Below are 19,512 nucleotides of genomic sequence, written 5' to 3' on the forward strand. Positions count from 1 at the left end.
AGAACATGATGAAAAATATCTTGGTGTTACTGCTGGTTTTCACTGGTATGAGCAACACCATTTTTGCGCAAAATGATGCTAAAGCGACCGCCATTTTGACGGCGATGAGCAAGAAATATAAAACCTATGGCACCGTTAAAGCCGATTTCACGATTACGGCTAACAATCCGAAAGCAAAGCTTAACCAAACAGACAAAGGCTTATTGTATGTAAAGGCCAATGCCAATAAATATAAATTGGTGATGGAGGATCGCGATTTGTTTAGCGATGGCAAGAACCAATGGATACACTTGAAACAGGATCAGGAGGTGCAATTATCTACTGTTGATAACGACCCTGATGCGCTGAACCCTGCGCAGATCTTTACCATTTATGAAAGAGGTTTTAAAGCCAGGTACGCAGGTGAAAGTAAAGTGGGTAGTAAAGTTTACCAACTGATTGATCTGACCCCTACCGACCCTAAAAAATCTTATAATAAAGTTCGTTTAACAATTGACAAAAATGCACTGCGACTAACAAAAGCGGTGATTTACGAGAAAAATGGCACTACATATACGTATAATGTGAAGTCATTTGTACCTAACGTGAAATTACCGGAATCGACATTTACATTCGATGTAAAAAAATATCCAGGTGTGGAGGTTGTTGACCTGAGGTAAGTTTTTTTTGCTAAATTAAGCAACTGATTTTAATCACTAAGTTTTGAAGATAACGTTTTTAGGGACCGGGACATCGCAGGGAATACCAGTAATAAGTTGTGGCTGTGAAATATGCAGCTCTAAAGATTTTAGAGACAACAGGCTCCGCACCTCTGTACTCGTAGAAACTGAAGATAAAACAATTGTTATCGACAGCGGACCTGACTTCAGGTACCAGATGTTACGGGCAGGTGTGAAAGATCTGGATGCTATTGTATTTACTCATGAGCATAAGGATCACATAGCGGGTTTAGATGACATCAGGCCTTTCAATTACCTGCTTAAAAAGGATATTCATATTTACGCAGATTCCCGTGTACAAAAGGCTTTAAAAAGGGAATTCTCGTATATCTTCTCCGACATCCACTACCCTGGCTTGCCACAGATTCAAATCCACGATATCGATAAGGAACCGTTTACCATTGGCGAAACCTTGTTTATCCCGATAGAAATCATGCATTACAAGTTGCCGATCCTGGGTTACCGCATTAACGACTTCACCTACATTACAGACGCGAAAACGGTGTCTGCTTCTTCGATCGAAAAGATTAAAGGCAGCAAAGTTCTGGTTGTTAACGCCTTGCAACGTTCTACACATATTTCTCATTTTAACCTGGAACAGGCGATTGCTTTTGCCAAGGAAATAAATGCTGAAACAACTTATTTTACCCACATCAGCCATAATTTGGGTTTACATGCTGAGGTTGAGCAGGAACTGCCGCCAAACATTAAACTGGCCTATGATGGATTAGTTATTGAGGTCTAACAATTGAATAAATAGTTGATAATAATTGCGGAATAAATATATATTTGCAGCAAGATACCCGGGTGGCGGAATTGGTAGACGCACCACCTTGAGGGGGTGGCGCTTGTAAGAGTGTGGCAGTTCGAATCTGCTTCCGGGTACGGTTAAATAATTGTCCTTTTGTAAATCAACGATTTATAGAAGGATTTTTTTTGCTACATACGTTTCAACATACACTTCTCACAAATTCCCTTCTTAAGCCTGGCAGACGTCATAAAGTTCTTTGTTAAATAGCCCTTGGCCTACTCTTAAAGGTCATCGTTTTCGATTTATCATGGTATATCATTTGACATAAAAGGTATGATGAAGAAGACATGGTTAAAAGTAGTACTCGCAATCTGCGTTATTTTGTTAATCATTGCTAGTATACATATGTTGAAAAATACTGAGAAAGGGACACCTGATACGGAACAAAAAGGAAATCCGCTAAACAAATAATTTGGTTTTTAATTTTATTATCTGTAACATAGCTTTTGAGCGCGTTAATTAGATGGGGTGCCTGATAAGGGCATCCCGTTTATTTTTTAGAGATCCTGGTTTGATGGATGCTGTAAACCTCTAACAGGTGGGTCATAAAGCTTTTTTAGAGATTGCAGAACATTGGTCCTCCGTGTCTCACTTAGTTGAGAAAACAAGCCAAAACAAAAACATCAAAGACGTTCAACAAGCTGCATTCCTATTAAATATAATAGCGGAAAAAGAAAAAAAACAATGGAATTATCGGCTACGCTAAAACCTCGTATATAATGCCAGCTGAACTATACTGTTATTGGTATTATTAATCCTTCCGTTAACAGCCTGGTTCATATAACCTACTTCCACATCAACCTTTGGGCTAAACCGGTATCCAGCTGCACCATATGCACGGTTCTGGTCGAACAAACTTCCATTAACCTGATCTTTGTTCTGAACGTTAAGAAAAACTTCGTTCTGAAGCGCCGCAAAGAATCCTTCATCGAATGATCCGTCAACCTTTTGAAGTGGCAACAAAAACCTAACAAAATAACGTGCACGTTGTGAAAACTGCTCCTCAACAAACCTTTGTTCCAGACGGAACCTGTGGCTTACATTAATTGAACTTAATTTGTGCTTGTAAATATACTGCTCCCAAATTCGGTGCTCGGTAAGGGTGTTGTCGTCAGCGCCATCTACCTTCAAAAAAGTAGGTGTATACAAGTAGCCGAGCGTGACATCGCTGCTTTTATTGATATAATAAGTAATACCCGGTCTGATCAGCACATTTCTAACGCCGTCCCAATCGTTTTGGGTACGAATCTGGAAGTCAAAGTGCATACCCCATTTATCATTAAATTTAGTGGAGTTCATTAGAAATAGCCAGCCTGCATTTTGGTTAACAGTCTGAGCGGTGGTCTTGAAATTCATGGCAAAAATGGCCACGATAATCAGCAAATATTTACGCATATCGGATATAATTTCCCGCAATTTATCCTTTTTGAGATAAAAATATAAAGAAAATCCGAAATTGCGGACAAGGAAATGTGGATTGGCATACGCTCCATTCTTGCCTTTTGTTGTTGAGATACAAGTTCCGTTAAACACTGAGAAAGGAATATGTGACACCAATCAAACCCATGCTTTCTTCGGTTAGCTGGCACCATATATCTGTACTTTTTCAAAAGGTAAATTGCTTACCAATAATACTGGCAATGAGATACTTTCAAATCAAAAAAGTCGTTAAAGTCTATACCTCCATCTTCACTCTGACAGGCAACAACCACCATTAAAAAAAACAGCAGTTTCATGCTTAAAAACACAAAGAAAACACAGATCATGATAGGCTTTTTGCTGGCCATTGCACTATCAACAAATGCACAGGTAAAAACCGATAGCGTAAAGAATAAAAAGTACCAGGCTACACCACCCCCACCACAAAAGTTTGGAGCCGAAGCCTTTCAAAAGTCTGATAAAACAGTAATTAGATGGTTAGGCAATGGTGGCTTTTTAATCAATAGCAGGGGAACCACAATTGCGGTTGACCCCTTATTAAAAGGGTTCGATATGCCTGTACTGTTCGAAGCTCCTGTAAATCCAAAAGAAGTTCCTCATCTGGATGCTGTACTGGTAACACATAGCGACAACGATCATTACAGTATCCCGACGCTAAAAGACCTGTACCCTGTTACGAAATTATACCATTCTACCATTTATGTAGACTCATTGATGAAGAATGAAGGATTTAAGTCTAAAGGACATGGAATTGGTGAAAGCTTCGATGTTGGAAAGGTAAAGATAAAATTAACACCTGCTGATCATGACTGGCAGAACCAGGATCCCAATAGAACTAGAAATTTCGCGAAAGAAGATTGTGCCGGCTTTTTGATCGAGACTCCTGATGGAACCATATGGGCACAGGGAGATTCAAGGCTCATGCCGGAGCATTTAAGCCTCCCAACTCCTGACGCCATTCTATTTGATTTTTCTGATAATGAATGGCACTTCACACTTGAAGGAGCATTGAAAATTGCAGAAACCTATCCAAATACACTGCTGATATTGTCGCATTGGGGAACTGTAGATGCTCCAGATTTCACGCCATTTAATGCTGATCCTGAGAAATTAAAAAGTTTGGTCAAAAACTCGGACCGTTTGGTTGTATTAGCACCTGGTGAGCCTTATGTTTTGTCGAAACTAAAAAAATAAAAGATCCAGCAAACTAACGAATATAAATAGCTAGCGCCCGTTACGCACAAATGATATAGTTAAGCTATAAAGAATATTAAAATTGGCAAAAATGAAAAATCTACCAAAAATAGCATTAGGTACATGGTCCTGGGGTAAAGGAGCCATCGGAGGAGACCAGATTTTTGGCAACTCACTTACCGCAGATGACTTAAAACCCGTATTCCATGCTGCAATGGAAGCGGGCCTCAACCTTTGGGATACTGCCGCAGTATACGGAATGGGTGCTTCTGAAGAGATATTAGGCAAATTTGTGAGACAATCACGCCGAGAGGACATTATCCTCTCCACTAAATTTACCCCAAACATGGCAAAAGCTACAGATTTTCCCGTGGAGGATATGTTTAATGAAAGCTGTGAACGTCTTGGTACTGATTATATAGATATTTATTGGATACACAACCCTACTGATGCCCCAAAATGGGTACCGGGTCTGATCCCTTTATTAAAAAGCGGAAAGGTAAAAAGTGTAGGTGTATCTAATCATAACCTGGATCAGATTAAAGAGGCAAACCAGATTCTGGAGAAAGATGGATTTGGCATTTCTGCCGTTCAAAATCACTTTAGTCTGTTGTATCGCGCCTCGGAAGATGCAGGAATTATTGACTATTGCCAGGATAACAACATCACATTCTTCTCTTATATGGTTTTGGAGCAAGGAGCATTATCTGGGAAATACAACACGCAAAACCCACTTCCTGAAGGTAGTGGAAGAGCCAAAAGTTATAATAAAACCCTCCCTCATTTGGAAAAATTAATATCGAAAATGAAAGACATAGGTGAAAGTAAAAATGCTTCCGTTGCGCAGGTGGCCGTGGCTTGGGCCATAGCGAAAAACACGATGCCTCTTATTGGGGTTACCAAAGTCTCTCAGGTCCACGATGCTGCAAATGCAGCCCGTATTACGCTTACAAATAATGAAATAGAACAGATTGAAGTGCTTGCCATAGAAACAGGGATTAATACCCGGGCTGCTTGGGAGGCCCCAATGACCTGAAACAGGTAACAAATTTTCATCAGTAATTGGTAATACCCACAACAAAATACTAAACCTGCAACGATGAAAATAATAACCATCGAAGAACATTTCATGCTCAAGAATATTTCGCAAAGGGTGACGGCGTTTAACATTAAGCAAAATGGTGGAATGCCGCCAGCTAATGCAGCTCAAAAGGACCTGATGGCTTTAGTATTACCTACAATGGACGATATTGAAGATGTAGGAGAACGTAGAATAACTTTCATGGACGAAAGCGGTATTGACATGCAAATATTATCTCACGCTGCTGGAAGCCCTCAGAATATTACTGACAAAAAATTAGCCATTGAATTATGCCAAGAAGCTAATAATGAATTGGCTGGTTTAATAAAACTTCATCCAACGAGGTTTGCAGGTTTTGCCGTTTTGCCAGTTGCAGATCCAGAAGCTGCTGCTGAAGAATTACACCGGGCAATAAACGAATTAGGTTTAAAGGGCGCTATACTTACTGGCACTTTCAACGGTAGCTTTTTTGACGAAGAAGAGTTTTTGCCTATTTTTAATAAAGCACAATTTTTAAATGTGCCATTGTATCTCCACCCTGCAATTATTCAAAAAGAAATTGCTCAGTATTATTATCACAGTAATAACTGGAGTCCTGTGGCATCGGCAATGTTTGCAGCTGCTGGTTACGGATGGCATATTGATTCAGGCATATCTGTGATTAGATTAATCGCTTCCGGCATTTTCGATAAACTTCCTAACCTGAAATTAATTTCAGGGCATTGGGGGGAATTGGTGCCTTTTTTCCTAAACAGATTAGATGAACAGTTAGGAATAACATTAAAACTAAACCGTAAAATTTCTGATTATTATAAAAGTAATGTTTATGTAACTCCGAGCGGACTTTTTTCTGAATCACAGTTGCAGTTTGCCATCTCGGAGTTGGGGGCAACTCAAATCATTCATTCTGGTGATTATCCATATTTAATAGACTATAACACCAGACAATTCCTTGAAAATGCTACTATTTCAACAGATGACAAAGAAAGGATAGGCTATAAAAATGCTGAAAAATTATTACGATTGTAATAATAGTAATAACCAAAGCAAGGAATTTACAGGCAGCCCATATTGTTATCTAAATAAGTCTTCCAATGTATCAAATCCGAACACTGGAACAGTAAATTATAACAATCCGTTACTTGAAAGAATCTGTTCCATTTCTCGTTGTAGCTTTAATGCTTCTTCTCTGGCTCTTTCTGCAAAATCTTCGCCATTACTTGCGTAAATAATACCGCGGGATGAATTTACCAGTAACCCGCATTGATCATTTAAGCCAAATTCACAAACATCACCTAAACTTCCCCCCTGTGCACCTACACCAGGTACTAATAAAAAGTTGTTTGGTGCTAGCCTGCGTATGTTTTCAAACTCTGCACCCCGGGTTGCACCTACTACATACATTAACTGTTCACTGTTAGCCCAGGTTGAGGATACCCTGATCACTTCTTCATAAAGTTTACCTTCTGTAATAGCCTGTGTCTGGAAATCGCGATGGCCTGGATTTGAGGTTAAGGCAAGCAATATCACCCATTTATCGGCATAGTTTAAAAATGGGCTTACCGAGTCCTCTCCCATGTAAGGTGCAACGGTAATGGAATCAAAACTCATCCCCGATTTCTCTTCATTAAAAAAGGCATCAGCATACATCGCAGAAGTGTTGCCAATATCGCCCCTTTTTGCATCAGCAATGCTGAAAATGGACTTTGGTATATATTTCCAGGTATCAATTAAACTCTGCCAACCCTGTACGCCACGAGCCTCGTAGAATGCGGTATTAGGTTTGTAGGCTACACAGAGATCCTGGGTGGCGTCAATAATTTGTTTATTAAATTCCAGTACAGGATCTTTATATTTCAGGAGGTGTTGCGGTACCTTTTCCAGTACTGTATCTAATCCTACGCATAAAAAAGAGCGCTTTTTCTGTATCTGTTCAAATAATTGAGCTTTGTTCATCTGTGCAATTTTTGCTGCAAATATGACAAATTATGAGGCAAATAATGCGTATATTTGAACAATCACCGAAAAATTAATTTCAACAATTTTATTTTTTTCTTGGAGATTAATTTACAAATACATACAATTGCAAGATAATTCTCTAAAATAATCTGATCATTCCAGAAAATCTCCACATTTTGCTTCAAAAGGCCAATCAAGCGTGTATTTTTTGCATTGTTCATTCCATAAATATTTATTACCAAAAATTTTCTACCATATATAATGTTTAATAAAACAGAATTAAATGAAAAACTCACAGCAGAACTGCGTGAGCTGGCTAAAGCTCATGGCATTGTAAATGCTGATGAGTTACGTAAGGCTGAATTAATAGAAGTAATCTCTCAAATTAAAGAGGAAGAACTTACGCCAGCGTTAACCGAAAAAGATCCTGTGCAAGAGAAAGTCGCAAAACCTAAAATGGCCAAATCCATGTCTACGGGCGACAAACCATTAAGAAAACGTGCTCGTATTACCAATAAGGATGATGCTGACGCGGGTCCATCAAACAGACCCACTTTATTTGAAGAGCCTTTAACAAAGAAACCTTTCGAAAATCTTCCTGAAGTTTTAGCCGAAGATAAAACTGCGGTGGTAGCTGCAGTTGCTGAGGAAAAACCAGAAAAAGTGGAAGCTACTGTTATTGCTACACCCATGGCAAATGGTGTTACTGTGCCTGTGGAACAACGGAAAGTTAAACCACAACGTGAAGACAACAGACAAAAGAATCCAACTCAAAACAATAATAAATCAAACGAAACCAGTTATTCTAACCTGGATTTCGATAATACCATCACTAATGAAGGTGTTTTAGAAATTATGCCTGATGGCTATGGTTTCTTAAGGTCTGCAGATTACAACTATTTGTCCTCTCCGGATGATATCTATGTTTCGCAATCGCAGATTAAACTATTCGGTTTAAAAACCGGAGATACTGTTAAAGGCAGTATTCGCCCCCCTAAAGAAGGTGAAAAATATTTCCCTTTGGTAAGGGTAGAAACCATCAACGGACGTTTACCTGCTGATGTTCGCGACAGGGTGCCTTTCGATTATTTAACGCCTTTGTTTCCTACAGAAAGATTTAACCTTTCTAACGATTCTAACAATTATTCTACCCGTATTATCGATTTGTTTACCCCAATTGGTAAAGGACAGCGTGGTTTAATTGTTGCTCAACCAAAAACTGGTAAAACGAACTTGTTGAAAGAAGTAGCTAATGCCATTGCTAACAACCACCCTGAAGTTTACCTGATTATCTTGCTGATTGACGAAAGGCCTGAAGAGGTTACCGATATGGCCAGAAGTGTACGTGCAGAAGTAATTGCATCTACTTTTGACGAGCCTGCAGAACGCCACGTTAAAATTGCCAATATCGTTTTAGAAAAAGCTAAGCGTTTGGTAGAATGTGGTCACGATGTAGTTATCTTGTTAGATTCCATCACCCGTTTGGCCAGAGCCTATAACACTACTGCTCCTGCTTCAGGAAAAATTCTTTCTGGTGGTGTTGATGCTAATGCTTTACATAAACCTAAACGTTTCTTTGGTGCAGCCCGTAATATCGAAAGAGGTGGATCATTAACCATCCTGGCTACAGCACTAACAGATACTGGTTCGAAAATGGACGAGGTAATCTTTGAAGAATTTAAAGGTACTGGTAACATGGAGCTTCAGTTGGATCGTAAGTTGTCTAACAAACGTATCTTCCCAGCTATTGACATTACAGCTTCAAGTACACGCCGCGACGACTTGTTACATGATAGAGATACCCTTCAACGTGTTTGGATCTTGCGTAATCACCTGGCGGATATGAACGCCCAGGAAGCAATGGAATTTGTGCAGGCACAAATCAAAAACACAAAATCAAATGAAGAATTCTTAATATCGATGAACAGCTAATACATGAAGAGACATATCCCTAATGCACTAACATGCGCAAACCTTCTTTCAGGTTGCATCGGCATTGTATTTGCCTTTAAGGGAGATTTAACAATAACGGCCTACGCAGTTTTAGTATCAGGAATCTTCGATTTCCTCGATGGATTTTCTGCCAGGCTGTTAAAAGTGAAATCTGAAATTGGCAAGGAGCTAGACTCTCTTGCCGATGTAGTGAGTTTTGGTTTTCTACCAGGTGTGGTAATGTTTCAGTTAATATCGCAAAGTAATTTTACTTCGCCTTACCTACCCTACACTGCTTTTTTAATTACCATATTCTCTGCTTTGCGTTTGGCCAAGTTTAACCTTGATACCCGGCAGACTGAAGATTTTATTGGTTTAAATACCCCGATGAACACCTTGTTTATTGTTTCCCTCCCATTTATTCAGCGGGACTACCCGGAAATCATTAACTCGACTATTTTCCTTATTGGAATCACCATCCTGACGTGCTGGTTACTGGTTTCGGAAATAAAGATTTTTTCCTTGAAGTTTGGTACTTCCAATTGGCAGGACAATAAAGTAAAATACATCTTCCTGATCATATCAGCGGTATTAATAGCACTTTTAAAGTTTGCAGCAATACCTATTGTACTGGTCTTATACATTACTTCGTCGTTTCTGCACTTTAGAAACGAGATAGAATCGTAAATATTTATAACGACTTTAAGCCCTTCGGTTTAAAGTCGTTTGCTTAATTCCGCTCTGGCATCATCAAGCTGTTGATAAAGCACATTTACAAACTCATTAACCTCAGCGAATTTTCCCGGAATTTTATCTAAATCCTGTAGGTCACGAGCGTGATGTTCAATCCATTGCATGTGTTCTTTGGCGTCATCGCGACCAACATAGGAAAAAGTAGGTTTCATTTTATGGGCACAACTCGCCGTCCTGCTCCAATCCTGTACATCGATCGCTTTTTTTAGATCGTCTAGATAGATGGGTGTTTGCTGTTTAAACATATCGATCATCTCTATCATAAATTCCGGACTATCGCCCGACATTTCACTTAAGTAAGAGAGATCCAGTGGGAGGTTATTCTTTTCGAGGTCTAGCATAAAACAAAACTAAAATAATTTTATAATTTAAACACCTTTAAATCATCTGGCAAATCTATTAATAGTTCCGATATTTTACTATGGAACACAGGATGTATAAAATCTCCAGCAATTTCTGCCATAGGAACCAATACAAACTTCCTTTTGTGCATCTCTGGATGTGGCACTTCCAGCTCTCCGGCAATGGAAATCACATCTTTACTATAGAAAATAATGTCTATATCAATTAGCCTCGCACCCCACTTCTCTTTCCTCACTCTTCCCAATTCTTCTTCAATTGCCAAAGCCTGCTTTAAAACTTCCTGTGCAGCTAGCCGGGTTTCTACCGCTATTGCAATGTTTAGGAATCCTGGCTGGTCTTCTTTCCCCCATGCCGCAGTTTCATATATCGACGATCTGGCTTTCACTGGGCCAATCTGATGTGCTATTGCTACAATTGCTTCTTCAATCAACGCATTCCGGTCCCCGAGGTTGCTTCCGAGTAACAAATAAACTAATTTAGTATCTAAACCCATATTAATCGCCATTAACGGCGGCTTTAAAGTTAGGAAACATTTGTGAGCTTATCACTTTTTGCAACCTAAGCCCAAACTGTTTCCTATATTTACAAAATCTAATACCTAAACAACTCATGAGAGAATTCTTCAAATATGTTTCTGCCACAGTAGTGGGATTTATGCTTTCAATATTCCTGGTCTTCATCTTTTTTATGTTCATCATTGGCGCCGTGCTCTCCTCCATAAGCGACGATAAAACGGTTGATGTAAAGCCTAACAGTGTACTTTACCTTAACCTGGATCAAAACATTAGAGAACGTACACCAAACACCCGTTTTGAAAACTTACCAATTATTGGTTCGTCTGAAAAAAGCATTGGTTTAAGAGATATGATCAGGGCAATTGAAAAAGCTAAAACTGATCCCAACATCAAAGTAATATACCTGAATGTAAGTTCCCCGAGTGTAGGTAAGGCATCCCTTAAAGAAATCAGAGACGCCATAATTGATTTTAAAAAAAGCAAAAAACAAGTAATTGCTTATAGTGAGGTTTACACACAAGATGCTTATTACGTGGCATCTGCAGCGAATAAAGTCTACCTATACCCTCAAGGTGCTTTAGAATTTAAAGGTTTCAATTCTGAACTGATGTTTTTTAAAGGTGCCCTTGAAAAAATGGGTATTGAAGCACAAATTATTCGTGTAGGTGACTATAAAAGTGCAGTAGAGCCTTTTATTAACGACAAAATGAGCGAGTATAACCGCCTACAGGTTTCTGCTTATGTAAATGGTTTATATAAAACTTTTCTGCAAGGGATTTCTGAAACCCGCAAGATTCCAATCGACAGTCTTTTTGTTATTGCCAATGATTATAAAATTCAACTACCAAAAGATGCAATAACTTTCAAAATGGTTGATGCATTGCGCTATAAAGACCAGGTGATTGATGAATTGAAGAAATTAAGTGGTATTGGTAAAAACGATAAAATTGTAGCCGTTACTATTAATGAATATGCAGAAAATGTAATAAGTGAGAAAACGTCCGACCGCTCTAAAATTGCAGTAATCTATGCCATTGGCGAAATCACTGACGGTGAAGGCAATGATGAAACCATTGGGTCAGAACGTATCTCCCGTGCCATTCGTAAAGCCAGACAGGACTCAAATGTTAAAGCTATTGTACTTAGAGTAAATTCTGGTGGCGGTAGTGCTTTGGCTTCCGATGTAATCTGGAGAGAAATGGAATTGAGTAAAAAGGTGAAACCGGTAATGGCATCATTTGGTGATGTTGCCGCTTCTGGTGGCTACTACATCGCCTGCTCTGCAGATTCGATCTTTGTACAGCCCAATACCATTACGGGCTCAATTGGTGTGTTCGGTATTATACCTAATTTTCAAAAGCTGTTAAACACGAAACTGGGTATCACCTTTGATGGGGTAAAAACCGGGAAATATGCCGATATCATGAGTGTAGACCGCCCGCTCACCGCCGGAGAAAGGTTTATTATTCAGAACGAAGTTAATCACATTTACGATGTTTTTGTTACCCGGGTTGCCGATGGCCGTAAGATGACTACAAAATATGTAGATTCTATTGGTGGCGGACGTGTTTGGGTGGGTACTGATGCCGTGAGACTTGGGCTTGCTGACCGACTAGGTAGCTTCCAGGACGCCATTGCTGCCGCAGGCAAAAAAGCTAAACTTAAAACATACCGCGTGGTGGAATATCCGGAAAAAACTGATCCTTTTAAATCGTTGATGGACAGCTCTACCGATAAAATTAGAACCTATTATGCGCAAAAAGAGTTTGGTGAGCATTTCCTGATGTATGAACAAATGAAAAAAGCTGTTTTAAATAGCGGCATTCAGGCACGTATGCCATTTAACATTAATATCAATTAATGGAAAATAAAACCATAGCCCGTACCCTACGCCTGCTTTCTCAGGTGATGGAACTGCATAAAGAAAATACTTTTAAAATAAGAACTGTGGCCAATGCGGCCCTGAAAATTGATAAACTACCTTACCCCATTAAAGGGAAAACCCTTGAAGAAATAGCGCAAATTGACGGACTGGGTAAAAGCATGTCCTCCAAAGTGTGGGAACTAATATCGCTCGGTACCCTCACTGAACTGCAGAACCTCATCGATAAAACGCCCGAAGGTGTTATTGAGATGTTAGGCATGAAAGGTATAGGCCCGAAAAAGATTGTGGTCATATGGAAAGACCTTGGCATTGAAACCCTAGGCGAGCTTTATTATGCCTGCAATGAAAACCGGCTGATTGAGGCTAAAGGTTTTGGCTTGAAAACCCAGGAGGAAATAAAAAAGGCAATTGAGTTTAAATTGGCTGCTGAAGGGAAGTTCCTTTACGCACAAGCCGAACATTTAGCCTACTCCCTGCATGCTGACCTTGCGCTGTGGCTCAACAACTTCGAAAATGCCCCACTGGTGGAAATAACGGGTGATTTTAGGAGGCGTTGCGAAATTATCACCGAACTGGATATTCTGGTTGGAACCGACCTGCCGGACGAAACTGCAGAAAAACTAAGGCTGTTTGAACCCTTTGAATTTGTTAAAGAAGACGATTACACCTACCATGCCCTAACTTCCATGGGTTTGAAAATCAGGCTATTCTTATCCAAGAAGGCAGATTTTTACACGCAATGGTTTAGCCTGACTGGAAATACCGAACATGTTACGGCGGTACTTGCCCTGGCGGGTACAGGAACCTATGCTTCTGAGGCAGAAATCTATGCCAAAGCGGGACTTGACTATATCGAACCTGAATTAAGGGAAGGCACCAATGAAATAGAACTGGCCAGAACTAAACAATTACCTGTACTTATTACTGACGAGGACCTGAAAGGGACATTACATAACCACTCTACCTGGAGTGATGGGGTACATACGCTTGAACAAATGGCTGTGTACTGTAAAGATGAGTTAAAGTTGGAATACTTGGGCATCTGCGATCACTCCCGTTCTGCTGTTTATGCCAACGGTCTAAACGATCAGCGTGTTTATGCGCAGCAAAAGGAAATTGAAGCCCTAAATATTAAACTGGCACCTTTTAAAATATTTAAAGGGATTGAAAGCGATATCCTGAATGATGGTTCACTTGATTATAGTGACGAAATTTTGAAAACATTTGACTTTGTTGTTGCTTCGGTACATAGCAATTTACGGATGGATGAGGAGAAAGCCACTGCCCGCTTAATTAAAGCGATAGAAAACCCTTATACTACCATATTAGGCCACCCTACTGGCCGCCTGTTGCTCAGCCGGAAAGGTTACCCTATCAATTTTGAAAAAGTAATTGACGCTTGTGCAGCCAATAAGGTGGTGATAGAAATTAACGCCAATCCTCTTCGACTTGACCTCGACTGGCGCTGGCACCGTTATGCGCTTGAAAAAGGGGTGTTACTTTCCATTAATCCTGATGCCCACCGCATGGAAGGATTCAAGGACATGCATTACGGCACATTGGTGGCAAGAAAAGGTGGATTATCAGCAAAACAGTGCTTAAATGCATTTAATCTGACAGACATTACTGAATATTTCCGCAATAAAAAATAGATTATACCTACCTTTATCGCATGATTAGTACCCTATGCAATAAGATATTTGATGATGTGATTAACGACTATCACCAACACAACCAAATCGATCATCCCATCAATAATCCATATCCTGTGAATACCCTGGAACACCTCCTGTATTTGAAGTGCTGGATCGATACGGCGCAATGGCACATGGAAGATGTGGTACGTAATCCTGATATCGACCCTGTAGAAGGTTTGCAATGGAAAAGAAGGATTGATAAATCTAACCAGGAACGTACTGATGTTGTAGAGTACATAGATAGTTATTTTCTGGAAGAGTTTGCTTCGGTTAGCCCCAAGGCCAACGCTAAAATAAACTCGGAAAGCCCGGCATGGGTAATTGACCGGCTGTCCATTCTTGCTTTGAAGGTTTTTCACATGAAGGAAGAAACAGAAAGAACTAATGTTTCTTCTGAACATACGGCAGCATGTAAACTTAAATTAGACATTTTATTGCAACAACGTCAGGACCTCTCAGGCAGTCTTGATGAACTAATAACAGACATTAAAAATGGCGATAAATACATGAAAGTGTATAAGCAAATGAAAATGTATAATGACCCTGCTTTGAATCCCATTTTATACAATACAAAATAAATGTCCGGCGCAGCTAAGATTCTGGTCATCAGATTTTCTGCCATGGGCGATGTGGCCATGGCGGCGCCTGTTATTCGGGAGTTTACTGATAAATACACTGATGCCGAAGTGGTTATGCTTAGCCGGGCGCTCTTTTCTCCCTTTTTTTCTGATCTTCGTCAGGTGTCCTTTCATCCTTTTGATCCCAAAAAGCAGCACAAAGGTTTCCTTGGTCTGCTTAAACTTTTTGGGGAACTAAGACGGCATCAATTCACCGCTGTAGCCGACCTGCATACCAACCTCCGAAGTGCAATCTTGTGTCTGCTATTCTTTTTAAGCGGTGTAAAGGTTAGGCGACTGGATAAAGGCCGCAGTGAAAAGAAAAAATTAACGCGTCAGGTGAACAAAGTATTGAAGCCCCTTAAACGGACGTCAGAACGCTATGCCGACGTATTCCGCAACTTGGGCTTTCCTTTCCAACTTTCGCATCAGTTGCCAACACGCGCTATAGCTCATGTAACCCCGGTACTACAGCCATTCATCGACGAGCAAAAAACACAGAAATATATAGGCGTCAGCCCTTTTGCCCAACATGCACAAAAGGTATATCCCTTAGACAAAATGGAATATGTGGTCCAGAAACTTTCCGAGTTGGGACATAAAGTCCTCGTATTTGGAGGAGGCCCGCAGGAAAGCGCTATTGCTGAGCAATGGGAGCAGAAATACCCAAACGTTCATTCCGTGATCCAAAAACTCAACCTTTCCCAGGAATTAGACCTAATTTCTCATCTTGATGTCATGGTAAGCATGGATTCATCCGGAATGCACCTGGCGTCTTTAAAAGGGATACCCGTGGTTTCTATTTGGGGCGCTACACACCCTTATGCAGGCTTTATGGGATATGGGCAGCACGATCAGGACACCGTCCAGTTAGAACTTGAGTGCAGACCCTGCTCCATATATGGCAATAAGCCGTGTTTTAGAGGCGATTTTGCCTGTATGAACAATTTGTCGGAGTTAATTGTTCTAAATAAGGTAATACAAAAATTATATGGCGAAACAACTTCTGCTGGTCAGACACGGTAAATCAGATAGAGGCAACATTAATCTTAAAGATTTTGATAGGCCCCTCAACCATACTGGAAATAAAAATGCACATTGCATGGCAGAAAGATGCCTCAATAAAGCCGTATCAACAAGTGTTCTCGTAAGTAGTCCGGCTGTAAGAGCGTTCACTACTGCTAAACATTTCGCGCAGGTCTGGAACAGACCGGCAGAGAGCATTATTACTGATTCGTCTATCTACGAGGCCGATACCAAAGATCTTTTAAAGGTGGTAAATAGCCTGTCTAATGATTATCATTCTGCAGCGCTTTTCGGGCATAATCCGGGTTTCACAGATTTTGCCAATTACCTGTCAGATGCGAAGATTTATAATATTCCGACCTCAGGCATTGTATTGCTACATTTCGATACAGCAAACTGGGCCGAAATTAGTTATCATACAGGAACAGTATTGTTATTTGATTTTCCTAAAAAAGCAGAAGAACCGCAGGTTTAGCTCGATTCAATGATTCAATAAAGCCTGTACGATAATATGAGGATTAGAACTTGAGGTGTTTTACCGTTAACCCATGGTTACTTAATTGTTTCAAAGAATCTACCCCAATTCTCAAGTGCGTTTCAACATAGTTAGTGGTTACTTTGCTATCACTTTCTGAGGTTTTAACACCTTCTGGAATCATCGGTTGATCTGATACAAGCAACAGAGCACCAGTGGGAATCTTATTGGCAAAACCCGCTGTAAATATAGTTGCAGTTTCCATATCAACAGCCATGGCACGTAGTGTTTTCAAATACTTCTTAAACTCCTTATCATGTTCCCAAACCCTGCGGTTGGTGGTATAACATGTTCCGGTCCAATAGTCTCTTTCGTGGTCGCGTATAGTAGTAGAAATTGCTTTTTGCAACGCAAAGGCAGGCAATGCCGGTACTTCAGCAGGTAAATAATCGTTTGAAGTTCCTTCGCCCCTGATCGCTGCAATCGGTAAAATCAAATCGCCTATTTGATTTTTTCTCTTTAAACCACCGCACTTGCCTAAAAATAAAACGGCTTTTGGCGTTATGGCCGATAGCAGATCCATCATGGTAGCAGCAAGCGGGCTTCCCATACCAAAGTTAATAATAGTGATTCCGTTTGCAGTAACACTTTGCATAGGTTTATCCAAACCCATTATTGGTGCACCGTCATTCCATTCTGAAAACATTTGAACGTATATACTGAAATTTGTCAATAAAATATACTTACTAAACTCTTCCAGCGGTCTGCCTGTATAACGGGGTAACCAATTTTTAACAATATCCTCTTTCGTTTTTAAACCTGATTGAATAGGTGAATCTACCTCTTTAACCTTCTTCACTTTTTTTTCTTTTACGCCCAATTCTTCCTTTTTAATTTCTTTTTCTTCGTTCATGGTTCTCTTTTTAGATTATCATATGCTAAGCCATAATTAAATGGTAAAAAAAATCCCCGTTAAAAACGGGGATCAAATTTTTAAGCAGCTTTTAACTTTTTAAAGTCGGCCTTTTCAAATTTCTCTACCGCATAGTCGAGGGTAATATTCAATTCCTTGACTCCCGGTTCTGACGGGATATCGAACATCGCGTCCAACATAATCGCTTCACAAATAGAGCGAAGTCCTCTGGCACCCAATTTATATTCCATCGCCTTATCAACAATAAAATCAAGTACGTCGTCGTCAAAATTCAATTTAACGCCTTCGTATTCAAATAACTTCACATATTGACGGAACAAAGAATTCTTTGGTTCTGTTAATATGTTACGCAAAGCCTCTTTGTCTAAAGGATTTAAGTGAGTTAACACCGGTACACGACCAATAAGCTCAGGAATCAAACCAAATGATTTCAAATCCTGTGGGGTAATGTATTTATAAAGATTTTTAAGGTCTAAATCAATATCATCCTTCTTAACCTTATAACCCACTGCCTGTGTGCGTAAACGATTGGCAATCTTACGTTCAATACCATCAAATGCACCTCCACAGATAAATAAAATGTTATTGGTATTTACAGGAATCATTTTTTGATCAGGGTGTTTACGTCCGCCCTGTGGTGGAACATTAACGATTGTACCCTCCAGGATCTTTAGCAAAGCCTGTTGTACGCCTTCACCAGAAACATCTCTCGTAATAGATGGGTTATCGCTCTTACGCGCAACCTTATCCACTTCATCAATATAAACTATGCCACGTTCAGCAGAAGCAACGTCATAATCAGCTGCCTGCAACAAACGGGTTAAAATACTTTCTACGTCTTCTCCAACATAGCCTGCTTCAGTTAAAACTGTCGCATCGCAAATGCAAAATGGAACATGAAGGATCTTCGCAATAGTTTTTGCCAATAAAGTTTTGCCTGTACCAGTTTCACCAACCAGCATGATATTTGATTTTTCAATCTCTACTTCATCCTCCTGGTTAATTTTTTGACTTAATCTTTTATAGTGATTATAAACTGCTACAGAAAGCACCTTTTTTGCAGCATCTTGCCCAATAACATATTGGTCAATATGTTGCTTTATTTCCAAAGGTTTTAATAAAGTTAACGACGCATCTAGGCCTTTCGTTTTCTTATTTCCCAATTCCTGCACCAGTAACTGATTGGCTTGCACTACACATTTATCACAGATAAATGCATCTAATCCTTCAATAAGCATCAGTGTGTCTTGCTTTCCGGATCCGCAAAATGAGCAACGGGATTCTTTATTTTGTTTAGCCATTTTATTAAATATTGTTAGAACCTAACACTTCGTCAATCATTCCGAAGTCTTTAGCCTCGCTAGAAGTCATCCAGTAATCACGATCGGAAGCTTTTTCAACCCATTCGTAAGTCTGACCAGAGTGACCAGCAATGATGTCATATAATTCTTTTTTTAATTTAAGCATCTCTCTTAAATTAATCTCCATATCAGACGCTACTCCCTGTGCACCACCAGATGGCTGGTGAATCATTACACGGGAGTGCTTTAAAGCAGCACGTTTACCTTTAGCCCCGGCAACTAATAGTACCGCACCCATGGATGCTGCCATACCTGTACAAATTGTTGCTACATCCGGTGTAATGTATTGCATGGTATCGTAAATACCTAAACCGGCATAAACAGAACCACCTGGGGAGTTAATGTAAATCTGGATATCCCTGTTATTATCAGTAGACTGAAGGAATAACAACTGTGCCTGGATAATGTTAGCATTTCCCTCATGAATTGCATCTCCTAAAAAGATAATTCTGTCCATCATTAAACGGGAAAAAACGTCCATCTGTGCAACGTTCAACTGACGTTCTTCGATGATATATGGAGTCATGCTTTTAGGCGACATATTGGTTTGCCCAATGAAACGATCTACATTTAAACCGTTTATACGGTGGTGTTTAACTGCGTATTTTCTAAATTCGTCTTTATCAATCTTCATGAGATCTATTTTTTAATTTCTATTCAGTAATCTATATTTCAATAATAATAAAACTATTTTGATTAATTATTATTGTATTGTAAAATGAAAAGAGTTAATATAAATAAGGCGGCCTA

Annotated in this window: 19 protein-coding genes and 1 tRNA gene; 13 read left to right on the forward strand and 7 right to left on the reverse strand. The window is 39.7% G+C overall.

Features of this window, described 5'->3' with window-relative positions; translation table 11 throughout:
* The first annotated feature begins 5 nt into the window (after window positions 1-5).
* The 3 genes from ACR2F3_RS10680 to ACR2F3_RS10690 all read left to right on the forward strand — a co-directional run bounded on the left by ACR2F3_RS10680 (window position 6) and on the right by ACR2F3_RS10690 (window position 1,604).
* Window positions 6-659, forward strand: coding sequence for a LolA family protein (locus ACR2F3_RS10680; protein ID WP_432709964.1), 654 nt, complete (start codon window positions 6-8; stop codon window positions 657-659).
* 43 nt (window positions 660-702) lie between these two features.
* A complete protein-coding gene (locus tag ACR2F3_RS10685; RefSeq protein ID WP_432709965.1) occupies window positions 703-1,464 on the forward strand; it encodes an MBL fold metallo-hydrolase in 762 nt (253 codons plus the stop codon).
* Window positions 1,465-1,520: 56 nt separating this feature from the next.
* Window positions 1,521-1,604, forward strand: a tRNA-Leu gene (locus tag ACR2F3_RS10690).
* Window positions 1,605-2,232: 628 nt separating this feature from the next.
* Here ACR2F3_RS10690 and ACR2F3_RS10695 read toward each other — a convergent pair.
* Window positions 2,233-2,946, reverse strand: coding sequence for a DUF2490 domain-containing protein (locus ACR2F3_RS10695; RefSeq protein WP_432709966.1), 714 nt, complete (start codon window positions 2,944-2,946; stop codon window positions 2,233-2,235).
* Window positions 2,947-3,264: 318 nt separating this feature from the next.
* Between ACR2F3_RS10695 and ACR2F3_RS10700 the strand changes: the two genes are divergently transcribed.
* The 3 genes from ACR2F3_RS10700 to ACR2F3_RS10710 all read left to right on the forward strand — a co-directional run bounded on the left by ACR2F3_RS10700 (window position 3,265) and on the right by ACR2F3_RS10710 (window position 6,274).
* On the forward strand, window positions 3,265-4,164 hold the full coding sequence (locus ACR2F3_RS10700) for an MBL fold metallo-hydrolase (protein ID WP_432709967.1): 900 nt from the start codon (window positions 3,265-3,267) through the stop codon (window positions 4,162-4,164).
* A 91-nt stretch (window positions 4,165-4,255) separates the two neighbouring features.
* Window positions 4,256-5,200: an aldo/keto reductase gene (locus ACR2F3_RS10705; RefSeq protein WP_432709968.1), complete on the forward strand. Its 945-nt coding sequence runs from the start codon at window positions 4,256-4,258 to the stop codon at window positions 5,198-5,200.
* Window positions 5,201-5,263: 63 nt separating this feature from the next.
* On the forward strand, window positions 5,264-6,274 hold the full coding sequence (locus ACR2F3_RS10710; RefSeq protein ID WP_432709969.1) for an amidohydrolase family protein: 1,011 nt from the start codon (window positions 5,264-5,266) through the stop codon (window positions 6,272-6,274).
* Window positions 6,275-6,370: 96 nt separating this feature from the next.
* Here the strand turns inward: ACR2F3_RS10710 and pyrF are convergent, their stop codons facing one another.
* The gene (gene pyrF, locus ACR2F3_RS10715; RefSeq protein ID WP_432709970.1) at window positions 6,371-7,201 is read right to left on the reverse strand and encodes an orotidine-5'-phosphate decarboxylase; all 831 of its coding nucleotides are present in this window, start codon (window positions 7,199-7,201) and stop codon (window positions 6,371-6,373) included.
* A 264-nt stretch (window positions 7,202-7,465) separates the two neighbouring features.
* Here pyrF and rho point away from each other — a divergent pair, with 264 nt between their 5' ends.
* Both rho and pssA read left to right on the forward strand, forming a co-directional pair.
* Window positions 7,466-9,136 carry a transcription termination factor Rho gene (rho, locus tag ACR2F3_RS10720; RefSeq protein ID WP_432709971.1) on the forward strand — a complete coding sequence of 557 codons (1,671 nt, stop codon included), beginning with the start codon at window positions 7,466-7,468 and terminating at the stop codon, window positions 9,134-9,136.
* A gap of 3 nt (window positions 9,137-9,139) precedes the next feature.
* Window positions 9,140-9,823 (forward strand): CDP-diacylglycerol--serine O-phosphatidyltransferase, encoded by a 684-nt coding sequence (gene pssA / locus ACR2F3_RS10725; RefSeq protein WP_432709972.1) that lies wholly within the window; start codon window positions 9,140-9,142, stop codon window positions 9,821-9,823.
* 29 nt (window positions 9,824-9,852) lie between these two features.
* On the opposite strand, the gene ACR2F3_RS10730 is transcribed toward pssA, so the two are convergent.
* On the reverse strand, window positions 9,853-10,230 hold the full coding sequence (locus ACR2F3_RS10730; RefSeq protein ID WP_432709973.1) for an Hpt domain-containing protein: 378 nt from the start codon (window positions 10,228-10,230) through the stop codon (window positions 9,853-9,855).
* A 20-nt stretch (window positions 10,231-10,250) separates the two neighbouring features.
* Complete coding sequence (gene folK / locus ACR2F3_RS10735; protein ID WP_432709974.1) at window positions 10,251-10,757, reverse strand: 2-amino-4-hydroxy-6-hydroxymethyldihydropteridine diphosphokinase; 507 nt, start codon at window positions 10,755-10,757, stop codon at window positions 10,251-10,253.
* A gap of 104 nt (window positions 10,758-10,861) precedes the next feature.
* Between folK and sppA the strand changes: the two genes are divergently transcribed.
* The 5 genes from sppA to ACR2F3_RS10760 are packed head-to-tail and all read left to right on the forward strand — an operon-like array spanning window position 10,862 to window position 16,467.
* Complete coding sequence (sppA, locus tag ACR2F3_RS10740) at window positions 10,862-12,628, forward strand: signal peptide peptidase SppA (RefSeq protein WP_432709975.1); 1,767 nt, start codon at window positions 10,862-10,864, stop codon at window positions 12,626-12,628.
* A complete protein-coding gene (locus ACR2F3_RS10745; protein ID WP_432709976.1) occupies window positions 12,628-14,304 on the forward strand; it encodes a helix-hairpin-helix domain-containing protein in 1,677 nt (558 codons plus the stop codon). Before sppA ends, ACR2F3_RS10745 begins: the two co-directional genes overlap by 1 nt.
* Window positions 14,305-14,324: 20 nt before the next feature.
* Window positions 14,325-14,927 (forward strand): DUF4254 domain-containing protein, encoded by a 603-nt coding sequence (locus tag ACR2F3_RS10750; RefSeq protein WP_432709977.1) that lies wholly within the window; start codon window positions 14,325-14,327, stop codon window positions 14,925-14,927.
* Window positions 14,928-15,992 (forward strand): glycosyltransferase family 9 protein, encoded by a 1,065-nt coding sequence (locus ACR2F3_RS10755; RefSeq protein ID WP_432709978.1) that lies wholly within the window; start codon window positions 14,928-14,930, stop codon window positions 15,990-15,992.
* Window positions 15,958-16,467, forward strand: a complete 510-nt coding sequence (locus ACR2F3_RS10760) for a SixA phosphatase family protein (RefSeq protein WP_432709979.1) — start codon at window positions 15,958-15,960, stop codon at window positions 16,465-16,467. Before ACR2F3_RS10755 ends, ACR2F3_RS10760 begins: the two co-directional genes overlap by 35 nt.
* Before the next feature lie 43 nt (window positions 16,468-16,510).
* On the opposite strand, the gene ACR2F3_RS10765 is transcribed toward ACR2F3_RS10760, so the two are convergent.
* The 3 genes from ACR2F3_RS10765 to clpP all read right to left on the reverse strand — a co-directional run bounded on the left by ACR2F3_RS10765 (window position 16,511) and on the right by clpP (window position 19,396).
* Complete coding sequence (locus ACR2F3_RS10765) at window positions 16,511-17,380, reverse strand: AMP nucleosidase (protein WP_432709980.1); 870 nt, start codon at window positions 17,378-17,380, stop codon at window positions 16,511-16,513.
* An 80-nt stretch (window positions 17,381-17,460) separates the two neighbouring features.
* Window positions 17,461-18,702 carry an ATP-dependent Clp protease ATP-binding subunit ClpX gene (clpX, locus tag ACR2F3_RS10770; protein WP_432709981.1) on the reverse strand — a complete coding sequence of 414 codons (1,242 nt, stop codon included), beginning with the start codon at window positions 18,700-18,702 and terminating at the stop codon, window positions 17,461-17,463.
* A gap of 4 nt (window positions 18,703-18,706) precedes the next feature.
* Window positions 18,707-19,396, reverse strand: coding sequence for an ATP-dependent Clp endopeptidase proteolytic subunit ClpP (gene clpP, locus ACR2F3_RS10775; protein WP_432709982.1), 690 nt, complete (start codon window positions 19,394-19,396; stop codon window positions 18,707-18,709).
* Between the last annotated feature and the right edge of the window lie 116 nt (window positions 19,397-19,512).

It is taken from the genome of Pedobacter sp. (assembly GCF_045627485.1).
GTDB lineage: Bacteria > Bacteroidota > Bacteroidia > Sphingobacteriales > Sphingobacteriaceae > Pedobacter.

Coding starts and splice junctions, on each gene's coding strand:
- ACR2F3_RS10700 (WP_432709967.1), top strand. CDS start 3,265: ATGCTTAAAAACACAAAGAAAACACAGATCATGATAGGCTTTTTGCTG.
- ACR2F3_RS10705 (WP_432709968.1), top strand. CDS start 4,256: ATGAAAAATCTACCAAAAATAGCATTAGGTACATGGTCCTGGGGTAAA.
- ACR2F3_RS10680 (WP_432709964.1), top strand. CDS start 6: ATGATGAAAAATATCTTGGTGTTACTGCTGGTTTTCACTGGTATGAGC.
- sppA (WP_432709975.1), top strand. CDS start 10,862: ATGAGAGAATTCTTCAAATATGTTTCTGCCACAGTAGTGGGATTTATG.
- ACR2F3_RS10710 (WP_432709969.1), top strand. CDS start 5,264: ATGAAAATAATAACCATCGAAGAACATTTCATGCTCAAGAATATTTCG.
- ACR2F3_RS10730 (WP_432709973.1), bottom strand. CDS start 10,230: ATGCTAGACCTCGAAAAGAATAACCTCCCACTGGATCTCTCTTACTTA.
- ACR2F3_RS10750 (WP_432709977.1), top strand. CDS start 14,325: ATGATTAGTACCCTATGCAATAAGATATTTGATGATGTGATTAACGAC.
- pyrF (WP_432709970.1), bottom strand. CDS start 7,201: ATGAACAAAGCTCAATTATTTGAACAGATACAGAAAAAGCGCTCTTTT.
- folK (WP_432709974.1), bottom strand. CDS start 10,757: ATGGCGATTAATATGGGTTTAGATACTAAATTAGTTTATTTGTTACTC.
- clpP (WP_432709982.1), bottom strand. CDS start 19,396: ATGAAGATTGATAAAGACGAATTTAGAAAATACGCAGTTAAACACCAC.
- rho (WP_432709971.1), top strand. CDS start 7,466: ATGTTTAATAAAACAGAATTAAATGAAAAACTCACAGCAGAACTGCGT.
- pssA (WP_432709972.1), top strand. CDS start 9,140: ATGAAGAGACATATCCCTAATGCACTAACATGCGCAAACCTTCTTTCA.
- ACR2F3_RS10745 (WP_432709976.1), top strand. CDS start 12,628: ATGGAAAATAAAACCATAGCCCGTACCCTACGCCTGCTTTCTCAGGTG.
- ACR2F3_RS10765 (WP_432709980.1), bottom strand. CDS start 17,380: ATGAACGAAGAAAAAGAAATTAAAAAGGAAGAATTGGGCGTAAAAGAA.
- ACR2F3_RS10760 (WP_432709979.1), top strand. CDS start 15,958: ATGGCGAAACAACTTCTGCTGGTCAGACACGGTAAATCAGATAGAGGC.
- ACR2F3_RS10755 (WP_432709978.1), top strand. CDS start 14,928: ATGTCCGGCGCAGCTAAGATTCTGGTCATCAGATTTTCTGCCATGGGC.
- clpX (WP_432709981.1), bottom strand. CDS start 18,702: ATGGCTAAACAAAATAAAGAATCCCGTTGCTCATTTTGCGGATCCGGA.